The sequence below is a fragment of the Actinacidiphila oryziradicis genome (assembly GCF_005047355.1).
GTDB lineage: Bacteria > Actinomycetota > Actinomycetes > Streptomycetales > Streptomycetaceae > Actinacidiphila > Actinacidiphila oryziradicis.
Genome location: NZ_SUMC01000014.1, coordinates 114,694 through 140,583, shown reverse-complemented (window position 1 = coordinate 140,583; position 25,890 = coordinate 114,694). Strand labels below are relative to the sequence as shown.

The following is a 25,890-nucleotide window of genomic DNA, read 5'->3' as shown; positions in this document are numbered from 1 at the left end:
GAGGTTGGGTAGCCGGTACACCAGACACCCAGTGGCGCGGCTGGGCAACACCGCGCGGAGCCGATGCGTACGGAGAACCTGCGCACCATGACCGACCAGCCGGAATTCGACCACCACTCCGCCGACTGCACAGCGGACCCGATCGCCTACTACGAGTCCTACCGGGAACGCTGCCCGGTCGGCCGGACCCCGGCCCACGGCGGCTACGTATACACGACCCGCTACGCCGATGTGGCCCGTATCGCCCGTGACGACAGCACTTTCTCCTCCTCCCGCGCCGCCGCCGGCGGCGACGGAACCGCGATCGTCATCCCGCGCGGACCGGGCCTGGAACAGTTCCCCATCGAACTGGATCCGCCCGAGGCCACCGGCTACCGCGAGCTGATCAACCCGCTGCTGAGCCCCGCCGCCGTCGACCGGCTGCGGCCGATGATCGCCCGCCACACGGCCCGTATCGTCGACGACTTCATCGAACAGGGCTCCGCCGACTTCGTACGCGACCTCACCAACCCGCTGCCCGCCGCCGTCACGCTCGACTGGCTGGGCTTCCCCGAGGAGGACTGGGCCAGGCTCGCCGGTCCCATCCACGACATCTTCGCCGCGCCGGCCAACAGCGAACGCGCCCGCCGGGGCGCCCAGGGCCTTGCGTACATGGACCAGCGGATCCGCGAGATCATCCGGCTGTGGCGCACCGAACCGGCCGAGGACGCGGTCAGCGCGCTGGCCGCCGCGCGGCGGGCCGACGGCACCCCGTTCGACGAGGACGAACTGGTCTCGGTCATCGGGCTGCTCATCGCCGGCGGCGTCGACACCACCACCTCGCTGACCGGCTCCGTCCTGGTACACCTCAGCCGGCACCCCGAGCAGCGCCGTCAACTGATCGAGTCGCCGGACCTGCTCGACACCGCGACCGAGGAGTTCCTCCGCGCTTTCGCGCCCTCGCAGTCCATGGCACGCACCGTCACGAAGGACACCGAGGTCGGCGGCTGCCCGGTGCGGAGCGGGGAGCGCGTACTGATCCCCTGGGTGGCCGCCAACCACGACCCGGCCGTCTTCCCGCAGCCGGCCGAGGTCCGGCTGGAGCGGGACGCCACCCGCCACCTCAGCTTCGGCATCGGCACCCACCGCTGCGTCGGGGCGCACCTGGCGCGCGCCATGTTCCGGGAGATGATCACCCAGGTCCTGACCCGGCTGCCCGACTTCCGGGTGGCGGAGGAGGGGCTGGTCGCGTACCCGACCCGCGGCAACCAGTCCGGCTGGGACGCCATCCCGGCCGTCTTCCCGCCCGGAACGCGGCTGTCCCAGGCACCGTTCGCGGTGCCCACCGCCCCGCTGGACGCGCTCGTCCTCGCCTCCGACACCGTCGCCGACGGCATCCTGGCCGTCACCCTGGCCCGCCCCGACGGCGCCGAACTCCCCGCCTGGGCACCCGGCGCGCATGTGGAACTCCGCCTGCCTTCCGGCCGGATCCGCCACTACTCGCTCTGCGGCGACCCGCAGGACCGGCGCCGCTACCGGGTCGCGCTGCTGCGGGAGGACGAGGGCCGGGGCGGATCCCTGGAACTCCACGCCCTCGCGGGGCATCCGGACGTCACCATCCGCGTCAAGGGCCCACGCAACCACTTCCCGCTGGTGGAAGCCGGAGACTATCTGTTCGTGGCCGGCGGCATCGGAGTCACCCCGATCCTCCCCATGGTCCGCACCGCCGCCCGGAGCGGCGCCGGACTGCGCGTCATCTACACCGGCCGCTCGCGAACATCCATGGCCTTCCGCGACGAGGTTGCCGCACTCGCGGGCGACCGGGCCGAGATCGTGCCCACGGACGAACTCGGCCGCCCAGACCTCCGCGCCGCGCTCGCATCCGCCGGTCCGGACACCGCCGTCTACTGCTGCGGCCCCGCCGCGATGACCGAGGCCGTCGAACAGGCCTGCGCCGACCTCGGCATGGCCGACCGGCTGCACCTGGAGCGCTTCAGCGCGGAAGGAGGCGACGAGGGGGTCTTCGACCCGGCTCTCAACACGGAGTTCGAGGTCCATCTCGCCCGCACCGGCGCCACACTGCGCGTGCCCGTCGGCGAGCGCCTGATCGAGGTCGTCCGCGAGGCCGTCCCCGGTCTCTCCTACGACTGCGAGAAGGGCTACTGCGGCGCCTGCGAGACCCGCGTCCTCGCCGGAACTCCGGAGCACCGGGACTCCGTCCTGACCCCCGCCGAGCGCGCGGCGGGGCGGAGCATGATGATCTGCGTCGGCCGCAGCGCCTCCCCCCGGCTGGTGCTGGACCTGTGAGTTGTCCGCCCAGCGCTGCTGGGTCGGGCTCCCTGGCCACCACCAGCCGCGGAAGGGCGCCACCTCTTTACAAGAGCGGTGGGGTCACGTGCCGGATGACCTGCGGCTTCCTTGCCTCGGCCTGATCCGGCACCTGGAGCCGTGACTGACCGCTGTTGACCGTAGCCGACCCTGGGATCCGGCACGACTGTGGCACGGCTGGCTGTCCAGCTGCAGGCTGCCGGCAGGACTGCCGCCAACGTCTGCTGGCTGGTCAGCCCAAAAACTCGGATGAGCTGCGCTCCTACCCAGCAGCCGTCAGTCGGCAGTGCCGACAGGGACCACCCACTGGTGGGGCTGGCCCGTGATGGCGGCGATCTGCTCGTAGTCCTCGTCATAGTGAAGGACAGTGACACCGTGTCGCTCAGCGGTGGCCGCGATCAGCAGATCCGCCATGGACAGCGCCCGGTGGCTTCCCTTACGAGTTGCCAGCGCCTGGATTTCCTTGGCCCGGTCCCACACCTCGTCGGGGCAGGGAAGGTAGTCGAAGCCCGAAAGCCAGTAACGCAGTTGCTCGGCCTCGCGGTGGTTGCGGGCGGAGTAGAGAATCTCCATCTCCACCGCTCCAGTGACGGCGAGCAGACCCCGCTGAACGAAAGGATCAAGGACGGACCGCACAGCCGGCTTGGTGCGGCGCGCCAGAGCGGACTTGTCGATGAGGTAGCGCACCGATCAGGCCGCGTCCGGGGTGCCCGCAGTGCGCGCGTCGTAGGTGAGATCCACCGCACCACCGTCGATGGCGTCCATGAACTCCAACCGGCGGTGCAACTTGACCGTCTCCTCCATGGCCCTGCGCACTGCGGCAGCCTTGGTCTTGACGTTGTAGAGCCTCATCAGCTCTTCAGTGGTGTCGTCATCGAGGTCGATCACCGTACGGGACAACCTAGCCTCACTCTCCAGAGTCACATGATATCTCAACGATATCGCACCAACGGATGCAAGGATATCGAACGAACTATCGCCAGATCAGCCGGCGGTCAGTGGCCGCTGCGACCCCACTGGCGAGCGAGATCACATCCGGGTGATCAAGACGAGCGCGTGCAGCAGATCGGGCAACGCCCCGCGCCGGCGGACGCCCCGTGCGCCAAGTTTGCAAAATCCGCGCCGGACGCCGGAGACCCTCAGGGAGACGGAACAGCGGCAACGCTTTCACCGCGCCCTGAGCCGACCGCACATGGTCACACGCGCGCCGTCCACACAACTGTGGGCAGCCCTCGGCTCCACCTACCGCACCGCCCACGATGTGACCGTCAAGCTCGGCTTCTACGACCTGTCCACCATCGCCCTGGACCGCATGGACTGGGCCGCCCAACGCGCCTGCGACCCGCTGCTCGCCGCCGTCCGGCAATACATGCGCGCCCTGGTCTACTTCCGCGAAGGCGAGCACACCATCGGCCTTCGCCTCATCGGCGCAGGCCACGGCCTGGTCGGACAGGCCGACGAGAGCATCGAGTCGATGGCGGTCGCCGGACAGCTCCACCTCGGCGCCACGGTTATCGCTGCCCGCGCCCGTGACAAAGACGCCGTGCGGACGCACCTCGCCGAGGCAGAGTCCTATGCCAAGCGCACCGGGGACGCGGAGCATGTCCACTGGCTCAGCTTCGGCCCCGCGAACGTCGCCGCCCACGCGGTATCCGCGGACGTGGAGATGCGCCACTACGGGGCCGCCCTGGAGAAGGCCGCGAAAGTGAAGCTGCCGAATGGCTGGCCCATGTCCCGGCGTGCCCACTTCTACGTCGAGCGGGCCCGCTCGCAGATGGAGACCGGCCGCACTGACGAAGCTCTCGGCTCCCTGCTGACCGCACGCAAGCTCGCCCCACAACAGACCCGCTACCACCCCGGCGCCCGGGAAACCATCAAGGCACTGGTGCACCAAGCTCGCACCACCCCCGACACCCTCAATCACATGGCGGCATGGATCGGCCTGTAGGCGTTTCACCGAAGTGTGAAAGTTCGGGGCTACCGGCGCCGTCACTCTGATCTCGTACCTGACTCAAGTCCGCCACCCGGCATGTCCGCGATCTTGCCTGCGCCTGCCGCAAACTCCTCGGCTGGCTGGGAGACGCCTCCGAGCCGGCCCTACGCGCGGGCGGATGAACCGAAGCCGGCTGAGCCCCGTCGCTCGCCCGAAACCTGAGGCCCCCGCATTGCCGGCTGGGGGCAGTGCGGGTCGCGGTTCCGGCGGCCTCTACGAGGCTGGCTGCCGGGATCTCAGGACCAGCCGGTCGGTGCGCGTACCGCACCCCGGCAGGTCCGGCACCCTCCAGCCGCATTCCCCAACGGCCGGAGGCACCAGCTCCATCACGGGAGGAGACGTGCCAGAGCAGCCCAAGACCCAGGTCCCGTTCCGGGTCGAGTTGGCGCCCACCTCGTTCACCTGTTCCGCGCCGGTGTAAGTCCGCTTCAACCGCGGCCCGCTACGCCGGCATCCGGGCCCGCAAAGCCTGGATGAACCAGTTGAGCACCGGCGCCAGGTTCTCCGGGGCCGGCCAGCCGTTGATCACTGCGAGCAGCTGAAGGTAGAGCTCCCTGCGAGGGTCGTTCGCGGTCTCCAGCCGGGTCAACAGCCGACGCCGAAGGTCGGCATCGTCGGGGCGGCCGAAGGCGTGCGCATATTGAGCCGTGACCGCCGCGACGACCGGATCGGCCTGGGGCGAGGCCGGGTCGATGCCGGCTGCCAGGGCTGGGCCGGCCTGGTCACGGACCATGGTGGCAGGGTCGCGGCGCGGGCCGGTGGTGTTGCCCTGGGCACGTTCGGCCGCATGGTGCTCGGCCATGGTCCGCAGGCTGGCGCGAAAATCCGGGTCCTGGGACAGTTCGGCCAACTCCACCCACGCCTCGACCTGCTCGGTCTCGGGACTGTCGGGCAGTTCGGGGGTCATCGAGCGTATGAGCCCGACGAATTCGGGGTTGGCGTTCAGGTCACCGAAGGCCGTGTCGAGGAAATCGCCGATCAGACGTCGGCGTTCGTCCTCGGAGAGCTTGGCCAGCTTGTGCATGAGATCCATCTCCTCAGGGCTGGACCCGCGCTTGGCCACCGCCGTCAGCACCGCCCGCCGCAGGCGCAGCGTTTGGATCTGCACCGCCAGTGCTTCGGCGTGCGCCGCGGCGACCTCGGGGAGCGAGATCTCCCGGTCCACGACTTTCCGGATCGTGGGAAGGTCCACTCCCAGGCCGCGCAGCGTCCGCACGAGGTCCAAGCGTGCGACGGCGTCGATGCCGTAGAGGCGGTAGCCAGCTGGGCTACGGTCAGTCGGCGGCACGATCCCGCGGTCGGAGTAGAACCGAATGGCCCTGACGGTCAGTCCGGTCCGCCGGGCCAGATCACCGATCGAGTAGAGCATGTCGCCGTCCATGCCCTCACCCTCGCGCCTCTCCCTACCGAAGACTCAAGCCCGTTCGCCTGTCAGCAGGGAACCACTCCTCACCCACCAGTCTTGACAATTCTCATCGGCTCCTGCGGCCGCCCTACGGAACAGCCTGTTCGTGATGGCGAGGTCGCGTGCCCGACGGGGATCCGTCGCGGTGCACGCAACGCGGCCAGGAATGTCATTGGGTTTCAGTAAGGTTGGCCCATGGCTTATGACTTGCAGGTGACCTTTGACTCGGCCGACCCGCACGTTCTTGCCGACTGGTGGGCTGAAGCTCTCGGCTGGGAGACGGAGCCGAGCGACGAGGCCTTCATCCGCCGGATGATCGCAGATGGCCAGGCGAGCGAGGACGACACGACGGTCCATCACGGCACGCTGGTGTGGAAAGATGGCGCGGCGATCCGGCATCCGGATGGTACGGACCGCGCGCCGCGCATCCTCTTCCAGCTCGTGCCGGAGCCCAAGGCGGTCAAGAACCGCGTCCATCTGGACGTTCGCATTGGTGCCGACGACATCGAAGCCGTGGTCGAGCGGCTGACCGCCAAGGGGGCGACTTTCTTGCACCGTGGAAGGCAAGGTCCCCAAACGTGGGTCACGCTCGCGGATCCGGAGAGCAATGAACTCTGGTTGTCTCAGTGAGGTTTTCTCAACGCTGATCACTTCCAGATGCCGTTGAGCTGACGATCTCCCGGCGATCGATCATCCCCCCCCGGATATCGACCAGCGGGATCCACTCAGTCCTGTCCAACTCATTCTTCTCCGTCGGCGGTGGGCTTCACTCTCGGCACATCGGCCCTGCGGCATGCTCGCCCCGTGGCAGCCAGCACGGCACTCGCGGCCGGTCGCTCGACATGCGCCTGTCCTGAACTGTGCTTAGACTCGGACGATACAGGTGCCGCTCTTTTGTGCTGAGAAATGCTCCGCGCACCAGCCGGGACCCCGGCTGGCTCTCTGGGGTAACGGAGACGGCGCGAGGATGAAAGGCTGCTCACGGGAAACGGTCGCTATGTCGCCGATATCAAAGTGTCAGGTTGTCTCGTCGACGCTGTGTTCGCGAGAAGCAAGGTCGGCAACGGCACCTTGCGCGCCGCGGATTGCAGTGCGGCCCGTGCCACCGCGGCGATGACCGACATCGACGCGATCACCCAGCTGTGCTTCGACACGGTCACCCATGACCCCGAGGCTTCTGACAGCACATGCCGCACGGGACCGAATCCTCTGCGGAAGCGACTACCCGTTCGACACGGCGCAGCCGGATCCTGTGCGCTTTCTCGTCGATCAACGGCCTCGACGCCGCGACGCTCGAAGGGAATGGCCGCGTGTTCCTGGGGATTCAGTCCGCCGGATAGGGTTCGGGCTCGCTGCGGAGGTCTGCGATGTGTGAAGGGAACGCCTTCAAAGCGCTGGTCATCGGTGGATCGGTCGGGGGGTTGGCGGCGGCGCACGAACTGCGATCGGTCGGGGCGGAGGTCGCGGTGTACGAGCGGTCTGTGGGTACCACGCGGCCACGTGGTGCAGGAATCGTCATGCAACCGGAGGTCGAGGCACTGCTGACCCGGCTGGGCGTCGGCGCACATTCCGTGAGCGTCGAACTTCGCGAACGTCAGCAATTGCACCTCCACGGCGAAGCCGCACGCTACGATGCTCCGCAACTGATGACCGCATGGGACACCCTCTACCGCACGCTCCGGGAACCGCTCGCGGGAGTGTGCTACCGCTTGGACAGTTCGCTCAGCAGCGTACGCGTGGAAGGCCACGAGGTCACCGCGGGCTTCACCGACGGGTACGCGGCACAGGGCAACTTCCTGGTCGGTGCCGACGGAATCGGCTCGGCCACGCGCAGACTGCTCGACGCTGCTTCCCGCCCGGCGTACGCCGGATACGTGGCCTGGCGGGGTCTGGAACCCGAATCCGCGATACCGGGCCGCTTGCTGGACCTCTTGTCCGGTCGGTTCACGTTCTTCGGAGCCAGTGGAATGCAGATGCTGTGCTATCTCGTCCCGGGCGCCAACGGCGAGCGAGAGGAGGGCTCGCGGCGCGTCAACTGGGTCTGGTACGTGAACGTCGCCGAGTCGGACCTGCCGGACATCCTGACAGGCCGTTCCGGAAAGCGCTTCGCGCATTTCCTGCCGCCGGAGGAGCTGTTGCCCGAGATCGCCGAGAAGGTGACGGCGCAGGCAGATGCCTCGCTTCCACCGCAGTTCGCCGAACTCGTACGCCTGTCAGACGTCTTCATGCAGCCGGTGTTCGACCTCTCCGCTCGCCGCATGGTGGCTGACCATGCGGCGCTGATCGGTGACGCCGCGGGCACGGTCCGGCCGCACACCGCCTCAGGAACGTCCAAGGCCTTCGGCGATGCCGCCGGCCTGGCCGCAGCCATGCGAGGTTGGACCCCCTCCCAGGCACTTCCGGCCCAGGCCCTGGAAGACTGGGAGGTACGACGACTCGACCGCCTCGTCACCTTGTCCGAGGCCGGTGTCGAGCTGGCGGAGAGATCGACGCTGGGTGTGCCTGCGGGCCGCCGCTTCTTCGCTCCCTGCTGACTTGCCGGTACAAGCCCGCTCGGGTGCAAAGCCGGGACGTCGACGGTGTCGCCTCCGGCGTTGAGGAAGGCCTAGATCGCTCCTATGTCAGCGCTGCTCGCGCGCACCGCCTTGTGGCCGCACAGGCGCGACCGGAGCGCCCGGCGCACGTCGGTCCCGACGACTCAGTTGCCCCAGTCGAAGTTGGGCACCACGGCGTCCGCGATCCGGAAGCGGCCGCCCTCCTTGACGGCCTCCTCGCGCTCCTCGCCGCGGGCCTTGACGACGTTCTTGCCGAAGCCGGGGACGAGGGGGCGGCCGACGTCGCGCTTGAGCCAGAGGCGGAGGAGGTGGCGGCGGCGCTCGGGTTCGGGGAAGTCGACGTAGCCGGTGCGGGAGTGGAGGGCGGCGTAGTTGAGCAGCCACTGGACGTCGCCGGGCTGGAAGTCCATGTCGAGGGCGAGTCCGGGCTGCTGGGAGATCTCGTCGAAGAGGTGGAGGAGGGTGATCTGGTCCTCCGTCAGGCGGGGTATCTCGGGGTAGTCCTGCGCGGAGAAGATCATTGACATTCCGGCGTAGGTGCTGAAGATGCCGTCGACGTAGGAGCAGATGGGGGAGGCGTAGGTCTTGGCAGGGGCGTCGTGGTCCTGCCGGTACCAGTCCCAGTGCCAGGGCTCGAAGAGGAGGGGGGCGAGGTCCGGGCGGCGGCGCAGGACCTCGTTGTAGATGGTGGTGCCGCTCACGAGACTGCTGGAGCCGCCGTCCTTCGCGGCGCGCAGGCACATGAGGGCGACGACGTCGGAGCTGTCGGAGTGGAAGGGCAGCCGGTCGCGGACCCGGGAGGGCAGGGCGGTCGGGTCGTCGAGTGTTTTGTTGGAGGTGGCGATGACATGGTCGAGGACGTCGCCGACCTCGTTCTGCTTCATCGGGGTGCCGAGGTGCAGGCCCATGATGAAGAAGACCGCGCCGGCCAGCGCGTCTCCGTACTCCTCGGTGCGCAGGCCGCGTACGAGGATGAAGCCGCGGCCGGAGTCCATCTGGCGGGCGCACTCCTCGGTGAGGCCGGCGCAGGCGGGGAGGGGGTAGTCGTCGGCGGTGACGGTACGCAGGTCCGGGTCGTCGGCGAGGAACCGGCGGCCGACTGCCTCCAGTTCGGCGAGTTCGGCGTCGCCGAGGCGGTAGATCCACTCGGTGGAACCGGCGAGCTGGTCGCCGCGCCAGGCGGAGGGGCCGGAGACGGGGGAGAGGTCAAGGGCTGTGGTCATGGTGAGGCGCTCCGATGTGCCGGTGGCGGTCCGGGGGGAAGGGCGGGGCGGGTATGCGGCGTCGCGAGCGGTATGCCGTCGGGCAGAGCGCTGCCCCTGCGCTTTTACGTGTTCGTACCCAGGCGGGTCCGTCGCTACAGCGTGACGCGGGCCGGGATCAGAACGGGGTCTGGGGGTTGCCGACGGCGGTGCCGGGGCGCAGACCCGTGCGCGGCGGGCGGATCCGCAGCGGTTCCTGGTAGCCGGGCGAGGCGGCTGGCTTCATGGTGTGCTCCTACGGCCGACGGGCCTCGGCGTCACGCTAAAGGAGCCGGGGATTCGCGTCAAGAGAGACGGCGTCTCGTCTGACGTTACATCGGTGTGACATCTTCGGCCGCATCTTCAGCTGCGCGAACAGAATCAGGCGCATCACCGTAGCGATTGACATGATGCCATCACGCATTTCAAGATGAGCCGATGAGTCGGTCAGTGAGATTCCAAGGGGCCGGCTACCGCTGGGTGGTGCTTGCCGCAGGCGTGATCGCCCAGGCGGCCGCGGCCACGGTGCTCCAGGGGCTGCCGAGTCTGGCGCCGGTACTGCGTTCCACCTACGGGCTCTCCCTCCCCGAACTGGGGGTGGTGCTCGGCTCGGGAACCGCCGGACTGCTGCTCGCCCTGGTCGGGTGGGGGATTCTCGCCGACCGGGTGGGGGAGCGGTGGGTCATGAGCGCCGGACTGGTGCTGTCGGCGTTGGCGCTCTTCCTGGCATCGCGGGCCGGGCGCCCGGTGACCCTGATCGCCTGTCTGGTCGCCGCCGGTGCCGCCGGGGCGAGTGTCAACGCCGCCAGTGGTAGGGCGGTGCTGGCCTGGTTCCCGCGCGCCAAGCGGGGGTTGGCGATGGGACTGCGCCAGACGGCCATCCCGGTGGGGGCGGCGGCCGCGGCTGTCGGTCTGCCGGCGGCGGCTCTGCGGTGGGGGTTGTCGTCGGCGTTCGTCTGCATGGCCGGGGTGTGCCTGCTGGGGGCGCTGGTGGTGGTCGTGCTGGTCCGTGAGGCGCCGGCTGAGCCGCTGCGGCTGGTGAAGCCCGTTGCCCCTGGGCCGTCGCCGTCGCGGTCGCCGTCGCGGGAGCGCGGCCCGGTCCTCGTGCTCTGTGCGGTCTCGCTGCTGCTGGTGGTGCCGCAGACCGCGGTGGTGAGTTTCCTCGTGGTGTATCTGGTCGAGGGCTTCCATGTGTCCGCCGGTGCGGCGGCCGGACTGCTGGCGGTCGTTCAGATGGGCGGCGGGGCGGCGCGCATCGGGCTGGGCTGGTGGTCGGACCGGGCGGGGCTGCGGCTGCGGTCACTCGGCACGGTGGCGTTGGCGGCGGCCGGGCTCTTCGCGGTGCTGTCGTTGCTGGGCGCGCTGCACTGGATAGCGGCGGTGCCGGTGATGGCGCTCGCGGGGGTGGTGGCCATTTCCTGGAACGGGCTCGCCTTCACCGCGGTGGGGGAGCTGGCCGACCCGCGCCGGGTGGGGCTGGTGCTCGGGGTGCAGAACACCGCCGTGGCGGCGGGGATGGCGGTGACGCCGCCCGCGCTGGGTGCTCTTGTGGAACGCTTCTCCTGGGGCCCGGCGTTCGCGGTCGTCATGTGCTCGGCGGTCCTTGCCCGGCTGCTGCTGCGGGGGCCGATCCGGGCCGAACGCGGTGCGGCGGCGGCGCCGCCGGATTCGGTGGTGCCCCTGCCGCGCGGTAACGCCCGTGGGTCGGCCCGGTAAATCCTGCCAGGGCCCCCTTGACGGGCTCACTTCGTGCTGTTCGACTGTCTCGCACTACGAGATGTCATCTTGAATATGTGAGTCCCAGGGGAGTAGATCCATGACGACCACGCTGCCTGACCGCGGCACCCCCATGGCACTGGGCAACTCCCTGATCGCCCAGGACTGGGAGGCCCTGACCTTCAAGGTGCACCGCTCCGCCTACCGGGAGCCCGCGGTCTTCGCACGTGAACGGGACAGGATCTGGAACCACTCCTGGCTTTACCTGGGCCACGAGACGGAGATCCCCGAGCCCGGCGACTTCAAGACCCGCACCCTGGGCGGCCGACCGCTGATCTTCGTCCGCGACTCGGCCGGCACCGTGCAGGTCTACCTCAACGCCTGCCCGCACCGCGGCACCATCCTGTGCCGGGAGACCGAAGGCCGTACCAAGCTCTTCCAGTGTTTCTACCACGCCTGGACCTTCCGCAACTCCGGTGAACTGGCCTCGCTTCCGGACGGTTCCGCCTACCCGCCGGGCAGCGACTTCGTCGACTCCCTGGCCCTGCGCCGGGTGCCCCGGCTCGGCATCCACGAGGGCTTTGTCTTCATCTCCTTCGACCCCGGTGTGCCCGAGCTGCTCGACCACCTCGGCGCCGCCGCCGACTACATCTCGATGACCGCCTCCATCGGCCCGCAGGGCATGACCACTCTCCCCGGCGTCCAGAAGTACAGTGTCCGCGGCAACTGGAAGCTCGCCGTGGAGAACGCCATGGACGGCTACCACTTCGCCCCGACCCACAACACCTTCGTCGGCTATCTCCGTGAGACCGGCTTCGCCGTCACCGACGAGGACCAGTACGCCTACGACCTCGGCGACGGCCATGGACTCCTCATCCTCACCGGGCACAACGGCCGGATCGGCATGATCTGGGAGCCGCGCTTCGGGGAGCCCGAGCGAGAGCGGACCGAGGCCAAGCGCGCGGAGATGTCGGCACGCCTCGGCGCCGCGCGGGCCGCGCGGGTCGCCGACGCCTCGCGGATCCTCTACGTCTTTCCCAACCTGCTGCTCTTCGACCTGGAGGCGCTGACCATCCGCCAGCTGGAGCCGGTCGACGCCGGGGTCACCGACGTCCGGGCCTGGCAGTTCGTCGAGTCCGGCGAGCCCGACAGCGTACGTGCCCTGCGGCTGAAGACCATGGCCAGCTTCGTCGGCCCTGGCGGCCTCGCCACCCCCGACGACATCGAGGCGTACGAGGCCGTGCAGCGCGGCGTGCAGGCCACGGCGGGGCTGGACGGCGGCCTGGACTGGAGCGACATGTCGCGTGGCATGGCGGACGAGGCCGCCGGCCGCCAGGGCCGCTCGATCGACGAGGGTGCGATGCGCAGCTTCTGGCGGCACTGGAGCCGGGTGGTCGGGGAAGTGCCAGGGGTGCCTGGCGGTGGCGGCACTGAGGGAGGACAGGTATGAGTACGGCTGAACAGCTCACGGCGGCCGGGGCACCGGCCCGGGTGGTGGGCCGTCCCGAGGTGGAGGACTTCCTCTTCCACGAGGCGCATCTGCTGGACGAGTGGCGCCTCGACGACTGGCTGGCGCTCTTCGTGCCGGGTGCCTCCATGCAGGTGCCGACCACCGACTGGCTCGGCTGGAGCCCGGCCGAGGCCGGGTACTTCGTCTGCGACGACTGGGAGCTCGTACGGGCCCGGGTCAAGCGGCTGAAGAGCCGTAAGGCACACGCCGAGAACCCGCGCTCCCGCACGAATCGCCTGATCGGCAATGTGCGGCTGGTGGAACGCGATGGAGCACTGCTGCGCGTCGCGGCGAACTTTGTCATCCACCGCTACCGCGACCAGCAGTCCTATCGGTATGTCGGGCGCTACGACCATCTGCTGCGGGTTGAGGAGGACGGGCTGCGCTTTGACCTGCGGCGCGCGGTGCTGAGCAATGAGGCGATGGAGCCGGGCGCGCGGCTGAGCTTCATCCTCTGACGAGCGGCGGCTGGGGGCTCCGCCCCCAGACCCGCCCCCTACGCCCTGCGGGCGTGGGGGGACCCCAGGTCCTCAAACGCCGGACGGGCTGGATTTGGCCGATGTGGTGGGCAGGCGTTCCGCAGGGCGAGCGAAGCGAGATGGGGGCACCTCCTGGGAGCACCTCCCGGCCGAAGGCTGGGGAGGTAGCTGGGGGAGGGCCGGCACAACAGCGGCCATCGGCCCGCGCGTGACTCGCCGGTCTAAGCCCAGGCGGGGAAGTCCGCCTTGCGGATCAGGCAGTGCACGCCCTTGACCTCGTCCACGACCTGGCTGACCACGAAGTCCCCGGCCGCGCTGAGATAGAGGTAGGCGATGTGCCCGGGGACGTCCGCCACCTGCTCCAGGATGCGGACGGCCTCGCGCACGCACTTGCGCATGGCCTCGTCCAGGTCGGTGTCCAGCCCGATGGCGATCCAGTGTGCCGGGGTCTCCCCGAACGGGCCGTCCAGGGCGCCCGCGACCGGACGGGCGTCGGCCGAGGAGAGCACGGTGAGGCGCACGGTCGTACGCAGCGACGCCTCCAGCGCGGTGAGCGACACCTCGCCGTTGCCCTGGGCGAAGTGCGGGTCGCCCATGTAGAACCCGGCACCGTCGACCTGCACCGGCAGGTACATCGTGCTGCCGAGGCCGAGGTCCCGGACGTCGAGATTGCCGCCGTGCCGGCCCGGCGGGATGGTGTTGAGGGCGGTCTCGGTGCCGGGGGTCACCCCCGACAGTCCCATGAACGGGTTGAGCGGGAAGGTGATCCGCCGTCCCGTTCCCCAGGCCATGGTGGCGGTGGGGACGGGGGCGTCGAGGTCCGCCGTGCAGAACTGGCTGATGATCCGGGCCGGTTCGCCGGTCTCCGGGGAGACCGGGCGCTCGCCGGCCAGGGAGCCGAGGCCGTGCCGGCTGGAGACGACCCCGTAGGGCACCCGGGGCAGCAGCTCCAGGTACTCCACCTTGAGTACGTCGCCGGGGCGGGCCCCCTCGATGTGGATGGGACCGGTCACCACGTGCGGTCCGTCGGGTCCTCGGGTGTGCACGATGTCCGAGGCGGCGATGTCCGCCAGATCGGAGAGCACATCGTCGGTGCGGACGCCGTGGCCGCCGAAGTAGCCGACCGGGTCGCGCCCCTGATCCTCCATCAGTCCCTCGTGGGACACCGTGTCGACGGTCACGGTCTGCCCGGACGCGATGGTGAGCACGGGCTTGCTGCCCGGGGTCGGGAGCCGGCCCCAGGTGACCGTCTCCGGAGAAGCGGCGAGGTAGTGCTGTCCGGTCCGGAGGCCGTCGTGGGGTTGCAGCACGGGCATGGGCTGGCCTTTCCGAGTTGGGAGCCGGGGGTCCGCACACCGGCGGCACGGCCGAGCGTAAGTGCCGGACGGCGCCAACAGGTTACATGCGTGTTGCATTGCGCGATGTCATCCCACATTGCTTGACGAGCTGTTCGGGCCGTCCCTAGTCTTCGAGTACGCCGGAAAGGCGCGCACCCACCGAACAGGCAGAGGAAGGGGACCGGAGTGTCCGTCGAACCCGTCGCATCACCGCCCCGCCGACGCGGACCGTACAGCGTGGAATACGTCCGCCTCGGTGTCCCGGACCTCCCCGCCACCATCGCGTTCCTCGACTACCACGTCGGCCTGGCGCTGGAGGAGCACGACGGGGAGCACGCCTACCTGCGGGTGGGCACCGAGCACCACAGCATCGAGCTGCTGCACGAGCCGGAGCTCACCGCCTTCCGCTACGAAGCGGTCGGCTACAGCGTGGAGTCCGAAGAGGTCCTGGACGACCTGCGGCTGCGCGCCGAGGCCGCGGGCCTGGAGATCCTTCCGCTGCAGAAGCGCATGCAGGGCCTGTGCCAGCAGGGCTTCGCGGTCACCGACCCCAACGGCACCACCGTGGAGCTGTTCACCGACTTCATCGAGTACGCCGAGGAACCCTGGCCCGACCTGCGCCCGCAGACGCTCGTCCACCCCTTCATCATCACCGACAGGTACGAGGACACGGTCCGCTTCTACACCGAGGTGCTGGGCTTCCAGGCCTCGGACTACGTCGAGGACTTCACCGCCTTCCTGCGCTGCGAGGACCGCTACCACCACAGCATCGCCATCCGGCGGGCCGACCGCTTCTCCCTGGAGCACCTCTGCTTCATCATGGGCTCCTTCGACGCGGTCATGCGCCGCCGCGCCCGTGCCCAGTACAAGCAGGTCAGGATCCTCGGCGACGTGGTCAACCACTCCGCCTCGCACTCGCTGGCGTTCTATCTCTACGACGAACGCCACGGCCCGCGCTACGAACTCTGCGACGGCCACCGCGTCCTCACCCCCGAAGAGCACGAGACCCACCGGCCCCGGCGCCTGAAGCGCGACCCCCGCAACATCGACGTATGGCGCGCCGCGGCCGACGACCGGACCTGGGCGCATTGAGCACCGCGTCCGCACTACGCGACGACGCACTGGCCTCGGTGACTCCCGACGACATCCTGGCCGCCCTGGAAGTGCTGGCAGCGCTGCCCACCCCCCGGGGCGGCGAACGGCCTTGTGCGGAGCGGCTCCACACCTGGGCCGCGGCGCGCTGGCCCGCTCTCGACTGGTCGGTACGCCCGGTCGGCGAGCGTGGCGCCAATCTCCTCGCCCGCAGTGAACACGGCTCCGGGGAACCGGAGTTGCTGCTCTGCTCCCACCTGGACACCTCGCTCGGCGGCTCCGCCTCGCTCGACTGGCCCGTGAACGGACCCGGGCCCGACCCCGCCACCGGTGTCGCCGTACAGGCCGGGCAAGTGCGTGGCTTCGGCCTCGGCGTCGCGCGGGCCCCCGCGGCAGCCGCGCTGGTCGGCTACGCCACGGCGGCAACCGCCCTGCGCTCGGCCGGCCGCCCGCACCGGCTCGCGCTGTTGCTGTCCGGCTCCGGCACCCACCGCTCCTCCCTGACGAGCTGCGGTACCGCCGGCCCCGACGAGCCGGGCGGCGTGTCGGCGCACCTCGCCGCCGAACCGGCCCCGGCGGCCGTCATCGTCGCGAAGTGCGGTCCGCCGGGCCTGCTGTACGAGGAGCCGGGCGCGGCCTATCTGCGCGTACGGCTGCGGACCCGGCACACCGCCGTACTGGCCAGGGAATCGGCCGTCCCGCCCGGCGGGCTGCTCGCCCACACCGGCACAGTCTGCACCGCGATCGAGGACTGGCGGGCCGAACTCGTCGGCGAGCCGGGCGCGCGGGCCGGACAGACCGGCCGTGAGGCGGGCATCGGCGCCATCATGAGCGGCTCCCCGGCCAAACCCGATCTGCTGCCCGCCGTGCTCGACGTCCACATCTATCTGATGACGGTGCCCGGCGACGATGCCACCCACCTGGCCGAACGGCTGCGCCGCCACCTGGTCGCCGCACTGTCCGGCACCCCGCTGCGCGACTGCCGGCTCACCGTCGACCTGGCGGGGGTCCAGGCCGCCGGAGTGACGCCGCCCACCGCGCCCGTCGCGGCTCTGGCACGCGAGGTGTGGGAGCGCGCTCACGGGCGTACGGCTCCGACGCTGAGAGGCTGGACGGGTTCCACCGACGGCGTGCTCTTCCGCGCCGCCGGCATCGACACCGTACGTACGGGACCGTCGAGTGCTCCGGATCCGGCCGACCCGCGGCTGGACGTGCTCGATGTCCGGGAACTGCTAAAGTCCGCCCGCATCTATGCGGAAGCGGCTCTGCGTTGGCCGCTGCTCACCAGCGGCTGACCAGCGGTGACCGCTCACAACGAGGGAGAGTGACCAGGGCAATGGCGGAAGCTTCGGCTCCTAGAGCACCCGGCGCGGCCGACGAGAAGGCGATGCCTGCCATCCAGGCCGTCGAGCGCGCCGCGAACATTCTGGGCGCCTTCAGCCCGCACCGCCCCCGGCTCACACTGAACGAGATCACCGCGGTTCTCGGCACCAGCAAGGCCACCGCACACCGCTACACCAAGGCACTGCGCGCGGTGGACCTGCTGCGCTACGACCCGAGGGAGTCCGTGTACTCCCTCGGCCCGCAGGTCCTGACCCTCGCTGCCGCGGCCCGGGCCGGGCTGCCGCTGGTCAAGGTGGCCGAGCCGTTCATGGACCGGCTCGTCCGCGAGGCCCAGGAGACCGTTGTGCTCAGCGTCTGGGACGGGGAGTGCCCCATCGTGGTCGCCTCCAACGACAGTACGGACAGCGTCGCCCGCGTCACCGTCCGCCTCGGCGCGCGCCTGTCCCCGACCGCCTCCGCCCAGGGGAGGGTGTTCTGCGCCTACCTGCAGCCCGACGAGGTACCGATCCTCGGCCGCGAGCTGCACGCCAGCCCGGAGCTGGCCGAGGAACTCGATGTCATCCGCAGCACCGGCGTCTCCGTCAAGTCGCCGGTGGTCAACGGCCTCCGCACGATCGCGGCGCCCGTCTTCCAGGCCGGCCGGGCAGTGGCCGCCCTGGCGGTGATCGCTCCCTCGGCGGCCGTGGAGCAGGACGACAAGAACCAGATCCAGGCACTCATCCGGACCGCCGACAATCTCTCCTCCGTACTCGGCCGGTCCTGACGATCGCCCTGGGCGTTCTGCCCCACTGAGGTCGGGCCGGCGCCGTACCGTGCTCGTCATGCAATTGAAGAATTCTTCAATTTAGTACATGCTGTCTCGCATGACGGTTCGGGCGGTCTGCCTGCCCCCCCAGCCGGGGCGGGCCGGGGGAGATCGAGCAGGAGAGGGGTTGAGGACGGTGCCGGTTCCGCTCTACCAGGCGAAGGCGGAGTTCTTCCGGATGCTCGGGCACCCGGTGCGGATCCGGGTGCTGGAGCTGCTTCAGGACGGGCCGATGCCGGTGCGTGACCTGCTCGCGCAGATCGAGGTCGAGCGCTCCAACCTGTCCCAGCAGCTGGCGATCCTGCGCCGATCGGGGATCGTCACCGCCACCCGCGACGGCGACACCGTCGTGTACGCCCTGGCCGGAGGCGATGTCGCCGACCTGATGCGGGCCGCGCGCCGGATCCTGACGGAACTCCTGGCCGGGCAACAGGACCTGCTCACCGAACTGCGCGAGGCGGAGGACGAAGCGGTGGCGAAGCGCACGTGAGCACCACGAAGAGCGCCGGGCGGGCGAAGAGCACCGGCCGGGCGTTGCGGGACCGCGTGGCCGGTGTTCTGCCCAACCGGGCGATCTGGGCGACGATGGGCCGCTCCCCGCGCAAAGACCTGCTGGCCGGGCTGACCGTCGCCGTCATCGCGCTGCCGCTCGCGCTCGGCTTCGGCATCTCCTCCGGCGCGGGCGCGCAGGCCGGTCTGGTTACCGCCGTCATCGCCGGCGCGCTCGCGGCCGTCTTCGGCGGCTCCAACCTCCAGGTCTCCGGCCCCACCGGGGCGATGACCGTGGTGCTGGTGCCGATCATGCACCAGTACGGCACCTCCGGACTGCTCACGGTCGGCCTGCTCGCCGGAGCCGCGCTCGTTGCGCTGGCGCTGCTGCGGGCCGGGCGCTACATGGCGTATGTGCCGGTGCCGGTGGTGGAGGGCTTCACCGTCGGCATCGCCGCCGTCATCGCCCTGCAGCAGATTCCCGGCGCGCTCGGGGTGAAGCCCCCTGCCGGAGACAACCCGGTGGTTGTCGCTCTCAAGGCGGTCGGCCGCTTTGCCGCGCACCCGAACTGGCCCGCGCTCGCCGTGGCTGCCGCCGTGGTTGTCATCATGCTCGTGGGTGCCCGGCTGCGGCCCGCCATTCCCTTCTCGCTGGTCGCGGTCGCCGCCGCCACTGTCGTGGCCCAGCTGGCGCACCTGCGGGTGGCCACGATCGGGCACCTGCCCGCCGGACTGCCCGCCCCCTCCCTGGCCTTCCTGGACCCCGCCCACGTCCCGGCGCTGATGCCCTCCGCACTCGCGGTCGCCGCACTGGCCGCGCTGGAGTCGCTGATGTCGGCGACCGCCGCCGACGCGATGAGCGTCTCCGAGCGGCACGACAGCGATCGGGAGCTTTTCGGACAGGGCCTGGCCAACCTGGCCGTTCCGCTGTTCGGTGGCGTCGCCGCCACCGGCGCTATAGCGCGCACCGCCGTCAACGTCCGTACTGGTGCGGCCTCCCGGCTCGCCGCCCTGGTCCACGCCGCGGTACTCGCGGTGATCGTGTTCGCCGCAGCCCCGCTGGTGGCCGGGATTCCGCTGGCGGCGCTGGCCGGGGTTCTGATCGCGACCGCGATCCGGATGGTCGAGGTCGGTTCGCTTCGGGCACTGGCCCGCAGCGGTCGCGGGGAGGCGCTGATCATGGCGCTGACCGCCGCCGCCACCCTGGCGTTCAACCTGGTCACAGCCGTCATAGCGGGCCTGGTCGTCTCCGGCGTGCTGGCGCTGCGGACGGTGGCGAGCACGGCGCGGGCCGAACAGGTGCCGCTGCACGCCGACCTGCCGTCCGAGGACCACCATGAGGAGGAACAGGCGCTGCTGGCCGAGCACATCGTCGCCTACCGCCTCGATGGGCCACTGCTGTTCGCCGCCGCCCACCGCTTCCTGCTGGAACTGAGCGAGGTGGCGGACGTACGGGTGGTGATCCTCCGGATGTCCCGGGTCAGCGCGATGGACGCCTCCGGCGCCAAGGTGCTCGGGGACGCCATCGACAAGCTCACCCACCACGGCGCCCTCGTGCTGGTCTCCGGGGTGCGCGCGGACCACCAGAACCGGCTGGATGCCCTCGGCGTCCTGGACCGGCTGAACGAGGCCGGGAGGATCTTCGCCACGACCCCCGACGCGATCGCCTACGGCCGCACCCACCTGCAGGGCGCCGGCCTGCTCCCCGCCCCGCCCGCCCCGCCCGCCCAGCCGGTGGGAGCGAGCTGACCGCTGGCCCCCGCCGCGCGCATATTGGCCTCCAGCAGCATCGGCTCGGGCACATTGCCCCGGAAGACGAGCAACCGGACGGCGGCGCCCTCCAGCAACTCCTTCATCTGGAACAGCTCGGTCAGCTCGCGGCGGGAGAGAACGGCGACGAAGGTGCCGACGCGCGGGCGGACGCCGCCGGGGCCTCGCGCCGGCCGACGGCGCGTGTCCGGCGCTCTGAACCAGGGCACATGCGATCGCCGCCCGCCGGCAGGGGACCGGCGGTGGGGGAGGTGCTTCGCGACCTGTATCTGGGCAGGGAACCGTTTGTCGATGTCTCGCCGCTCGGCGCCGAGCGCTTCGCGGACGACGCCATCAGGCTGGAGACCAACCGCGTGTGAGACCAAGGAGCGAACCGTGAACCAAGCCGTGAACCAAGCCGTGAACCGAGTCGTGAACCGAGTCGTGAACACGGAGTGGACACTCCACGAGGCAGCGGAAAGCCTGGTCGCGACCCTCGTGGAAGAGGCATGCGAACGGAACGCGGACCTGGCCCGGCTGGCCGCGCGGCTGGAGTCGGGGACCTCCACCCGCCTGCACGACTGGCTGGACCATCTCGGCGGCCCCGTCGATCCCGGGCGGTTGTCGGAGTGCGGCTACATCGAGGGCCACGGCACCCGCCCCGGCGTATGGCGGCACCCCGGGGCGCAGCTGCCGGCGATCGTCCCGCAGCGCGGCCGGGCCGTCGCACTGCGGGTCGACGACAGCGCCGCCTTCGCCGCGGCGCACGCCTCCGACCGGGGTGTCGAGGGGGCCCCGCTGTCCGGCCTGCGCCGAGCCGTGGTGTCGGACGGGAGCGGCGTCGCCCTGTCCGGCGTCGAACGACGCTCCTGGGCGTGCGGAGTCCAGCCGGAATCGTTCGACGGAGAGCGGAGCGCCCGCGCGTACGCCGCCTGGCGGTTGTGGGCCGAGCGTCCCCGCACCTGGGACGGCGCCGACGCTGTCGAGCGGCTCGTCGGCACTGCCGAGCGGATGACGGAGCTGATCGGTGCCGACCTCGCGGGCAGCTACGCCCTGGAGATCGAGCGGCGCTACTGGCAGCGCCGTAACACCGCCGCCGTACTGCAACACGCCCGGCAGGACCGGCTGGGGCTGGGCTGGGGCAACAACGACCACCACACCTTCCGCAGCGGCCGGGCGGCGTTCTACCCGCTCATGCGGGTGTTCGGCGCCCTCGGCTTCCGGCTGCGCGAGCGGTTCTACGCGGGCGCCGAGGCGGGCTGGGGCGCGCAGGTGCTCGAACACCCGGGCAACGGGGGTGTGATCTTCGCCGACGTGGACCTCGCCCCCGCCGAGGTCGAGATCGACTTCGCCGGGGGCGCGCTGGCCCCGAGGGAGGAGCTGGGCACCGTGGGCCTGTGGTGCGCCCTGCACGGCGAGTCCATCCTTGTGGCGGGCATGCATCATCTGGAGGGCCAGTTCGACTTCGACCGGCTCCGTGACGACCTGGCCCTGCTGGGCGTCGGCCACATGCGGCCCTTCTCCGACTTCGCCCACCTCCGGCAGGCGTTCACCGAGGCCGAACACTGGCCGGTGCCGCGTGAACGCCTGGCCCGGCTGACCGCGGCCGGGCTGCTGGACGCAGCCAAGGCGGAGGAGTTCGCCGCGAACGGCGCCCCGGGCTCCCACCTGGAGAACCTCGCCCGCCGGGGCGGCTTCAAGGGCTTCAACCAGACGAACGTCTCGGCCACCATGCGCGCCACCGACCCCCGGCGCTATCAAGGCGCTTTCAACCGGTAGCGCCGGGACCGGGCGCCCCCGGACGGTGAGACGCCGCCGAATCGGGCCCAGCACGTCGCACGCCAGAACCCACGCTCCCTCGGCGGCGAGCCTTTGCAGGCCCGGCCGCCCCGCGTGGTGACATGCCCGCCCCCTACGCCCTGCGGGCGTGGGGAGACTCCCAGGTCCTCAAACGGACGGGCTGGGATGGTCGACCGTTGTGGGCAGGCGTTCCGCAGGGCGAGCGAAGCGAGATGGGGGCACCTCCCGGCCGAAAGCTGGGGGAGGGTGGGCACAACCTGGCCACCGGCCCGCACGTAGAACCGGGGCCCGCCGCAGGCGCGCCGCAATCGGGACTCCGCTTTTACGGCCAGGCAATCTTGGCGCAACGCCGTGTGCCTACCGTTCCGCACCAAGCCAGACCATTCGCCCGGCCATTTTCACAGTGAGGCGCAATGACAGACGTGCCCCTGCCGACCGCTACCATCCCTGCGGACGCGACCACCTCCACCGCCGCGGCACCCCACCGACTGGCCTCGGGCGCACTGGGCCTGCCCGGCGTCATCTTCTGCATCGTCACGGGTGCCGCGCCCATGACGGCGATGCTGTTCAACGTGCCCGTCGCGGTCATGGGCGGCGGCTACGCCGCGCCGGCCGCGTTCCTGCTGGCTACCCTCGCGCTGACGATCTTCTCCGTCGGCTACATCGCGATGAGCCGCCGGGTGACCTCCGCCGGTGGCTTCTACACCTTCATCACCAGGGGCCTCGGCAAGATCACCGGCGTTGGCTCCGGCGTGCTGATCGCGCTCTGCTACATGCTCTTCTCGGCCTCGGTCATCGGCGTGATGGGCTACTTCGCGGCGACCAGCGTCGAGTCCTGGACCGGTGTGAAGATCCCGGTGTGGGTCTACATGTTCGCCGCGCTGGCCCTGATGACCGTGCTGGCCTGGTTCCACATCGAACTGACCACCAGGATCCTGGGCGTCTCCCTCGTCGCGGAGGTCCTGGCCCTGGTCATCCTCTCGGCGGGTGTGCTGTTCAAGGGCGGGGCACATGGCCTGTCCGCCAAGCCCATGAACCCGGCCGCGGTCTTCGGCAACACCGCCGCGGCCCACACCTTCGGCACGGCCGCCGCCGGTGTGGCGCTCTTCGCCGCTTTCTGGTCCTGGGTCGGCTTCGAAATGGCGCCGAACTACGCCGAGGAGTCCCGCGATCCGCACCGCATCGCCAAGACCGCCACCTACGGCTCGGTGATCGGCCTCGGCGTGCTGTACATGATCGTCTCCTACGCCTTCGTCTCCGGCTGGGGCCTGTCCCAGTCAGCCCAGGCGGTCAAGGACCAGATCGCGGGCAAGTACGCCTCGGCCTTCTACCCGCTGGCCGAGACCTTCGTCGGGCACTGGCTCGTGGTGGTGATGCAGGTGCTGGCCATCGTCAGCCCCTTCGCGTGCGCCATGGCGTTCTACAACACCGCCGCCCGGTACCTGTTCTCGCTGGGCCGCGAGGGTGTGGCGCCCGCGCCGCTGGCCCGTACCTCCAAGCACCACAGCCCGGCCGTCGCGTCCATGACCGTCACGCTCCTGGTCGGCGCGATCGTCCTGGGCTTCACCGTCTACGACAGCAGCACTATGGCCGCCCTGACCAAGCTGGGCACCTGGGCGCCGCTGATGGGCGTGCTCGGCATCCTCGGAGTGCAGGCACTGACCTCGTTCGCGATCATCCGTTACTTCCTCACCGCCGCCCGCGACAGCTTCCACTGGCTGACCACTCTGGTCGCCCCGGTCGTCGGCGCCGCGGCCATGATCGGCGCCTGCTATCTGCTCATCGACAACCGCACGGTGCTGGCCGGTGCGGGTGACGTGCCGTTCATCAAGTACCTGCCCGAGGTCGTCATCGTGATGTTCCTGCTCGGCGTCGGCATCGCTCTGTGGATGCGGGCGAAGAAGCCCGGACAGTACGCGGAGCTGGGCCACTTCAGCCTCGCCGATCCGGCTGACGAGGCCGCGGCCAAGGCCGAGCCCGTCCTGGGTTGAGGAGATCCCCGTATGACCGCTACCTTTCCGGCGCCCACTGTGCATGTGGGTCACCCACTGGAACCGTTGTCCGCCGGGGAGGTCGCGGTGGCGAGCGCCCTGCTGCGCGAGCTGAAGGGCCTCGCGCCGACGGCCCGCTTTGTCTTCGTCACCCTGCACGAACCTCCCAAGCCCGAGGTGACGGCGTGGCGGCCAGGCGACACACCGCTCCCGCGCGAGGCGTTCGTGGTGCTGTACGAGCGCGCGGAGCGGCACACCTACGAGGCGGTGGTGTCGCTCACCACCGGTGACCTAGTCGACTGGCGCCACATCGAAGGCGTGCAACCCTCCATCACCGCGGAGGAGTTCCTGTCCTGCGAGGACATCGTCCGCGCCGACCCGCGCTGGCAGGAGGCGATGCGCCGGCGCGGCGTCGAGGACTTCTCCCTCGCGATGATCGACCCGTGGGCGTCGAGCTGGACCGGCCCGGAGGACGACGCGTCGGTGCGGCGCATCGCCCGGCCGCTCACCTGGGTGCGTTCGGCGCCGGGCGAGCACGGCTACGCCCGGCCGGTCGAGGGCCTGATCGTCGTCGTCGACCTGGACGAGGGCGCGGTGGCCGAGGTGCAGGACCACGGCGTCGTACCGCTGCCGCCACGGCCGGGGAACTACGAGGCGGAGTTCCAGTTCGCGCCGGAGAACGTGCCCGCGTACCCGGCGTACCGCGACGGCGTCCGGGCGATCGAGATCACCCAGCCGGACGGACCCAGCTTCACCGTGGACGGACACGAGGTGCGCTGGCAGAAATGGCGGCTGCGGATCGGCTTCACACCGCGCGAAGGGCTGGTGCTCCACCAGGTCGCGTACGAGGACCGGGGCACCGTCCGCCCCATCCTCTACCGCGCTTCCCTGTCCGAGATGTACGTCCCGTACGGGGACCCGGCGCCGACCCACCGTTTCAAGAACGTTTTCGACCAGGGCGAGTACGGCGTCGGCTGGCTCGCCAATTCCCTCACTCTGGGTTGCGACTGCGTCGGGCACATCCGTTACTTCGACGGGGTCGTCAATGATCAGGACGGCAAGGCGGTCACCATCCCCAACGCCGTCTGTATGCACGAGGAAGACGCGGGCATCGCCTGGAAGCACACCGACTTCCGCACCGGTGCGGTCGAGGTGCGGCGCAGGCGGCGGCTTGTCATCTCCTCGATCGCTACTGTCGGCAATTATGAGTACGGCTACTTCTGGTACCTGTACAACGACGGCACGATCGAGTATGAGGTCAAGCTGACCGGTGTCATCTCGACGGCGGCGCTCCCGGTCGGGGAGAAACCCCGGCACGGGACGCTGGTGGCACCCGGCCTTTACGGACCGCACCACCAGCACTTCTTCTGCGTCCGTATCGACATGAGCATCGACGGCCCGGCCAACTCCGTTGTCGAGATCGACTCCGTCACCAGCCCGCCCGGCCCCGGCAACCCGCATCGCAACGCCTGGGAGACCCGGGCCACGGTCCTGGCGTCCGAGTCCCTCGCCCAGCGGCGGATCGACCCGTTCAGGGCCCGTTACTGGAAGATCGAGAACCCCGGCCGGCTCTCCGAACTCGGCGAGCCCACCGGCTACGCCCTGATGCCCGGCAGCAACACCGTGCCGATGTACGCGCCGGACGCGGTCTTCGCTGACCGGGCCGGCTTCACTGCCAGCCATCTCTGGGTCACCGCCTACGACCCCGCCGAGCGCTACGCCGCCGGTGACTACCCGTACCAGAGCCCCGGTGGCCTGGGCCTGCCCGTGTACGCGGCGGCCGACCGCCCGCTGGAGAACACCGACATCGTGCTCTGGTACACCTTCGGCGCCCATCACGTCGTACGCCCGGAGGACTGGCCGGTCATGCCCGTCAGTCATATCGGCTTCACGCTCAAGCCGAGCGGGTTCTTCGACGGCAACCCGGCGCTCGACTTGCCGCCGTCCGAAGCGGCGCATCACTGCCACGCCGACGCCGACGGCCATCGCCACTGAGAGGCCGCCCCGACAGTGCCCGCGGCCGCGCGGGGCTGCGCCTGGCGGCGCGCCTCCAACGTCGGCGGGATCGGCTTGTAGG

The 25,890-nt window shown here is 70.3% G+C and carries 19 protein-coding genes and 2 pseudogenes; 16 read left to right on the top strand and 5 right to left on the bottom strand.

The window, feature by feature from the left end; all coding sequences use genetic code 11:
• The first annotated feature begins 63 nt into the window (after positions 1-63).
• On the top strand, positions 64-2,286 hold the full coding sequence (locus FCI23_RS17365; protein WP_136724800.1) for a cytochrome P450/oxidoreductase: 2,223 nt from the start codon (positions 64-66) through the stop codon (positions 2,284-2,286).
• A gap of 297 nt (positions 2,287-2,583) precedes the next feature.
• Here the strand turns inward: FCI23_RS17365 and FCI23_RS17360 are convergent, their stop codons facing one another.
• A complete protein-coding gene (locus tag FCI23_RS17360) occupies positions 2,584-2,994 on the bottom strand; it encodes a PIN domain nuclease (protein WP_136724799.1) in 411 nt (136 codons plus the stop codon).
• A 3-nt stretch (positions 2,995-2,997) separates the two neighbouring features.
• Positions 2,998-3,207 carry a type II toxin-antitoxin system VapB family antitoxin gene (locus tag FCI23_RS17355; protein ID WP_136724798.1) on the bottom strand — a complete coding sequence of 70 codons (210 nt, stop codon included), beginning with the start codon at positions 3,205-3,207 and terminating at the stop codon, positions 2,998-3,000.
• A gap of 301 nt (positions 3,208-3,508) precedes the next feature.
• Between FCI23_RS17355 and FCI23_RS17350 the strand changes: the two are divergent.
• Positions 3,509-4,255, top strand: a pseudogene (locus FCI23_RS17350) (transcriptional regulator); the annotation flags it as partial.
• Positions 4,256-4,742: 487 nt separating this feature from the next.
• On the opposite strand, the gene FCI23_RS17345 reads toward FCI23_RS17350, so the two are convergent.
• On the bottom strand, positions 4,743-5,681 hold the full coding sequence (locus tag FCI23_RS17345; RefSeq protein WP_136724797.1) for a MerR family transcriptional regulator: 939 nt from the start codon (positions 5,679-5,681) through the stop codon (positions 4,743-4,745).
• Positions 5,682-5,900: 219 nt separating this feature from the next.
• On the opposite strand from FCI23_RS17345, the gene FCI23_RS17340 reads away from it, so the two are divergent.
• Positions 5,901-6,335 carry a VOC family protein gene (locus tag FCI23_RS17340; protein ID WP_136724796.1) on the top strand — a complete coding sequence of 145 codons (435 nt, stop codon included), beginning with the start codon at positions 5,901-5,903 and terminating at the stop codon, positions 6,333-6,335.
• A gap of 737 nt (positions 6,336-7,072) precedes the next feature.
• Positions 7,073-8,239 carry an FAD binding domain-containing protein gene (locus FCI23_RS17330; protein WP_136724795.1) on the top strand — a complete coding sequence of 389 codons (1,167 nt, stop codon included), beginning with the start codon at positions 7,073-7,075 and terminating at the stop codon, positions 8,237-8,239.
• A 164-nt stretch (positions 8,240-8,403) separates the two neighbouring features.
• Here the strand turns inward: FCI23_RS17330 and FCI23_RS17325 are convergent, their stop codons facing one another.
• Positions 8,404-9,483 carry a TauD/TfdA family dioxygenase gene (locus tag FCI23_RS17325; protein WP_136724794.1) on the bottom strand — a complete coding sequence of 360 codons (1,080 nt, stop codon included), beginning with the start codon at positions 9,481-9,483 and terminating at the stop codon, positions 8,404-8,406.
• A 456-nt stretch (positions 9,484-9,939) separates the two neighbouring features.
• Here FCI23_RS17325 and FCI23_RS17320 point away from each other — a divergent pair, with 456 nt between their 5' ends.
• The 3 genes from FCI23_RS17320 (at position 9,940) to FCI23_RS17310 (ending at position 13,185) form a co-directional block, all read left to right on the top strand.
• The gene (locus FCI23_RS17320) at positions 9,940-11,217 is read left to right on the top strand and encodes an MFS transporter (RefSeq protein ID WP_136724793.1); all 1,278 of its coding nucleotides are present in this window, start codon (positions 9,940-9,942) and stop codon (positions 11,215-11,217) included.
• Positions 11,218-11,317: 100 nt separating this feature from the next.
• Positions 11,318-12,667 carry an aromatic ring-hydroxylating oxygenase subunit alpha gene (locus tag FCI23_RS17315; protein WP_136724792.1) on the top strand — a complete coding sequence of 450 codons (1,350 nt, stop codon included), beginning with the start codon at positions 11,318-11,320 and terminating at the stop codon, positions 12,665-12,667.
• Positions 12,664-13,185 (top strand): aromatic-ring-hydroxylating dioxygenase subunit beta, encoded by a 522-nt coding sequence (locus FCI23_RS17310; RefSeq protein ID WP_136724791.1) that lies wholly within the window; start codon positions 12,664-12,666, stop codon positions 13,183-13,185. Before FCI23_RS17315 ends, FCI23_RS17310 begins: the two co-directional genes overlap by 4 nt.
• A 242-nt stretch (positions 13,186-13,427) precedes the next feature.
• On the opposite strand, the gene FCI23_RS17305 is transcribed toward FCI23_RS17310, so the two are convergent.
• A complete protein-coding gene (locus FCI23_RS17305; RefSeq protein ID WP_136724790.1) occupies positions 13,428-14,522 on the bottom strand; it encodes an acetamidase/formamidase family protein in 1,095 nt (364 codons plus the stop codon).
• 207 nt (positions 14,523-14,729) lie between these two features.
• Between FCI23_RS17305 and FCI23_RS17300 the strand changes: the two genes are divergently transcribed.
• From FCI23_RS17300 to FCI23_RS17255, 9 genes and pseudogenes are all read left to right on the top strand, one after another.
• Positions 14,730-15,635, top strand: a complete 906-nt coding sequence (locus tag FCI23_RS17300) for a VOC family protein (protein WP_136724789.1) — start codon at positions 14,730-14,732, stop codon at positions 15,633-15,635.
• Entirely contained in the window at positions 15,596-16,930 is a 1,335-nt protein-coding gene (locus tag FCI23_RS17295) for a hypothetical protein (protein WP_136724788.1), read from the top strand. Before FCI23_RS17300 ends, FCI23_RS17295 begins: the two co-directional genes overlap by 40 nt.
• A gap of 92 nt (positions 16,931-17,022) precedes the next feature.
• A complete protein-coding gene (locus FCI23_RS17290; protein WP_211265362.1) occupies positions 17,023-17,742 on the top strand; it encodes an IclR family transcriptional regulator in 720 nt (239 codons plus the stop codon).
• Between the two features lie 178 nt (positions 17,743-17,920).
• Positions 17,921-18,274: an ArsR/SmtB family transcription factor gene (locus FCI23_RS17285; protein ID WP_136724841.1), complete on the top strand. Its 354-nt coding sequence runs from the start codon at positions 17,921-17,923 to the stop codon at positions 18,272-18,274.
• 95 nt (positions 18,275-18,369) lie between these two features.
• Complete coding sequence (locus FCI23_RS17280; RefSeq protein WP_136724840.1) at positions 18,370-20,022, top strand: SulP family inorganic anion transporter; 1,653 nt, start codon at positions 18,370-18,372, stop codon at positions 20,020-20,022.
• 251 nt (positions 20,023-20,273) lie between these two features.
• Positions 20,274-20,402: pseudogene (locus FCI23_RS17270) on the top strand (sarcosine oxidase subunit beta); the annotation flags it as partial.
• A gap of 16 nt (positions 20,403-20,418) precedes the next feature.
• Positions 20,419-21,801 carry a hypothetical protein gene (locus FCI23_RS17265; RefSeq protein WP_136724786.1) on the top strand — a complete coding sequence of 461 codons (1,383 nt, stop codon included), beginning with the start codon at positions 20,419-20,421 and terminating at the stop codon, positions 21,799-21,801.
• 434 nt (positions 21,802-22,235) lie between these two features.
• On the top strand, positions 22,236-23,813 hold the full coding sequence (locus FCI23_RS17260) for an APC family permease (RefSeq protein ID WP_136724785.1): 1,578 nt from the start codon (positions 22,236-22,238) through the stop codon (positions 23,811-23,813).
• A 12-nt stretch (positions 23,814-23,825) separates the two neighbouring features.
• Positions 23,826-25,808, top strand: a complete 1,983-nt coding sequence (locus tag FCI23_RS17255; RefSeq protein WP_136724784.1) for a primary-amine oxidase — start codon at positions 23,826-23,828, stop codon at positions 25,806-25,808.
• Positions 25,809-25,890 lie beyond the last annotated feature (82 nt).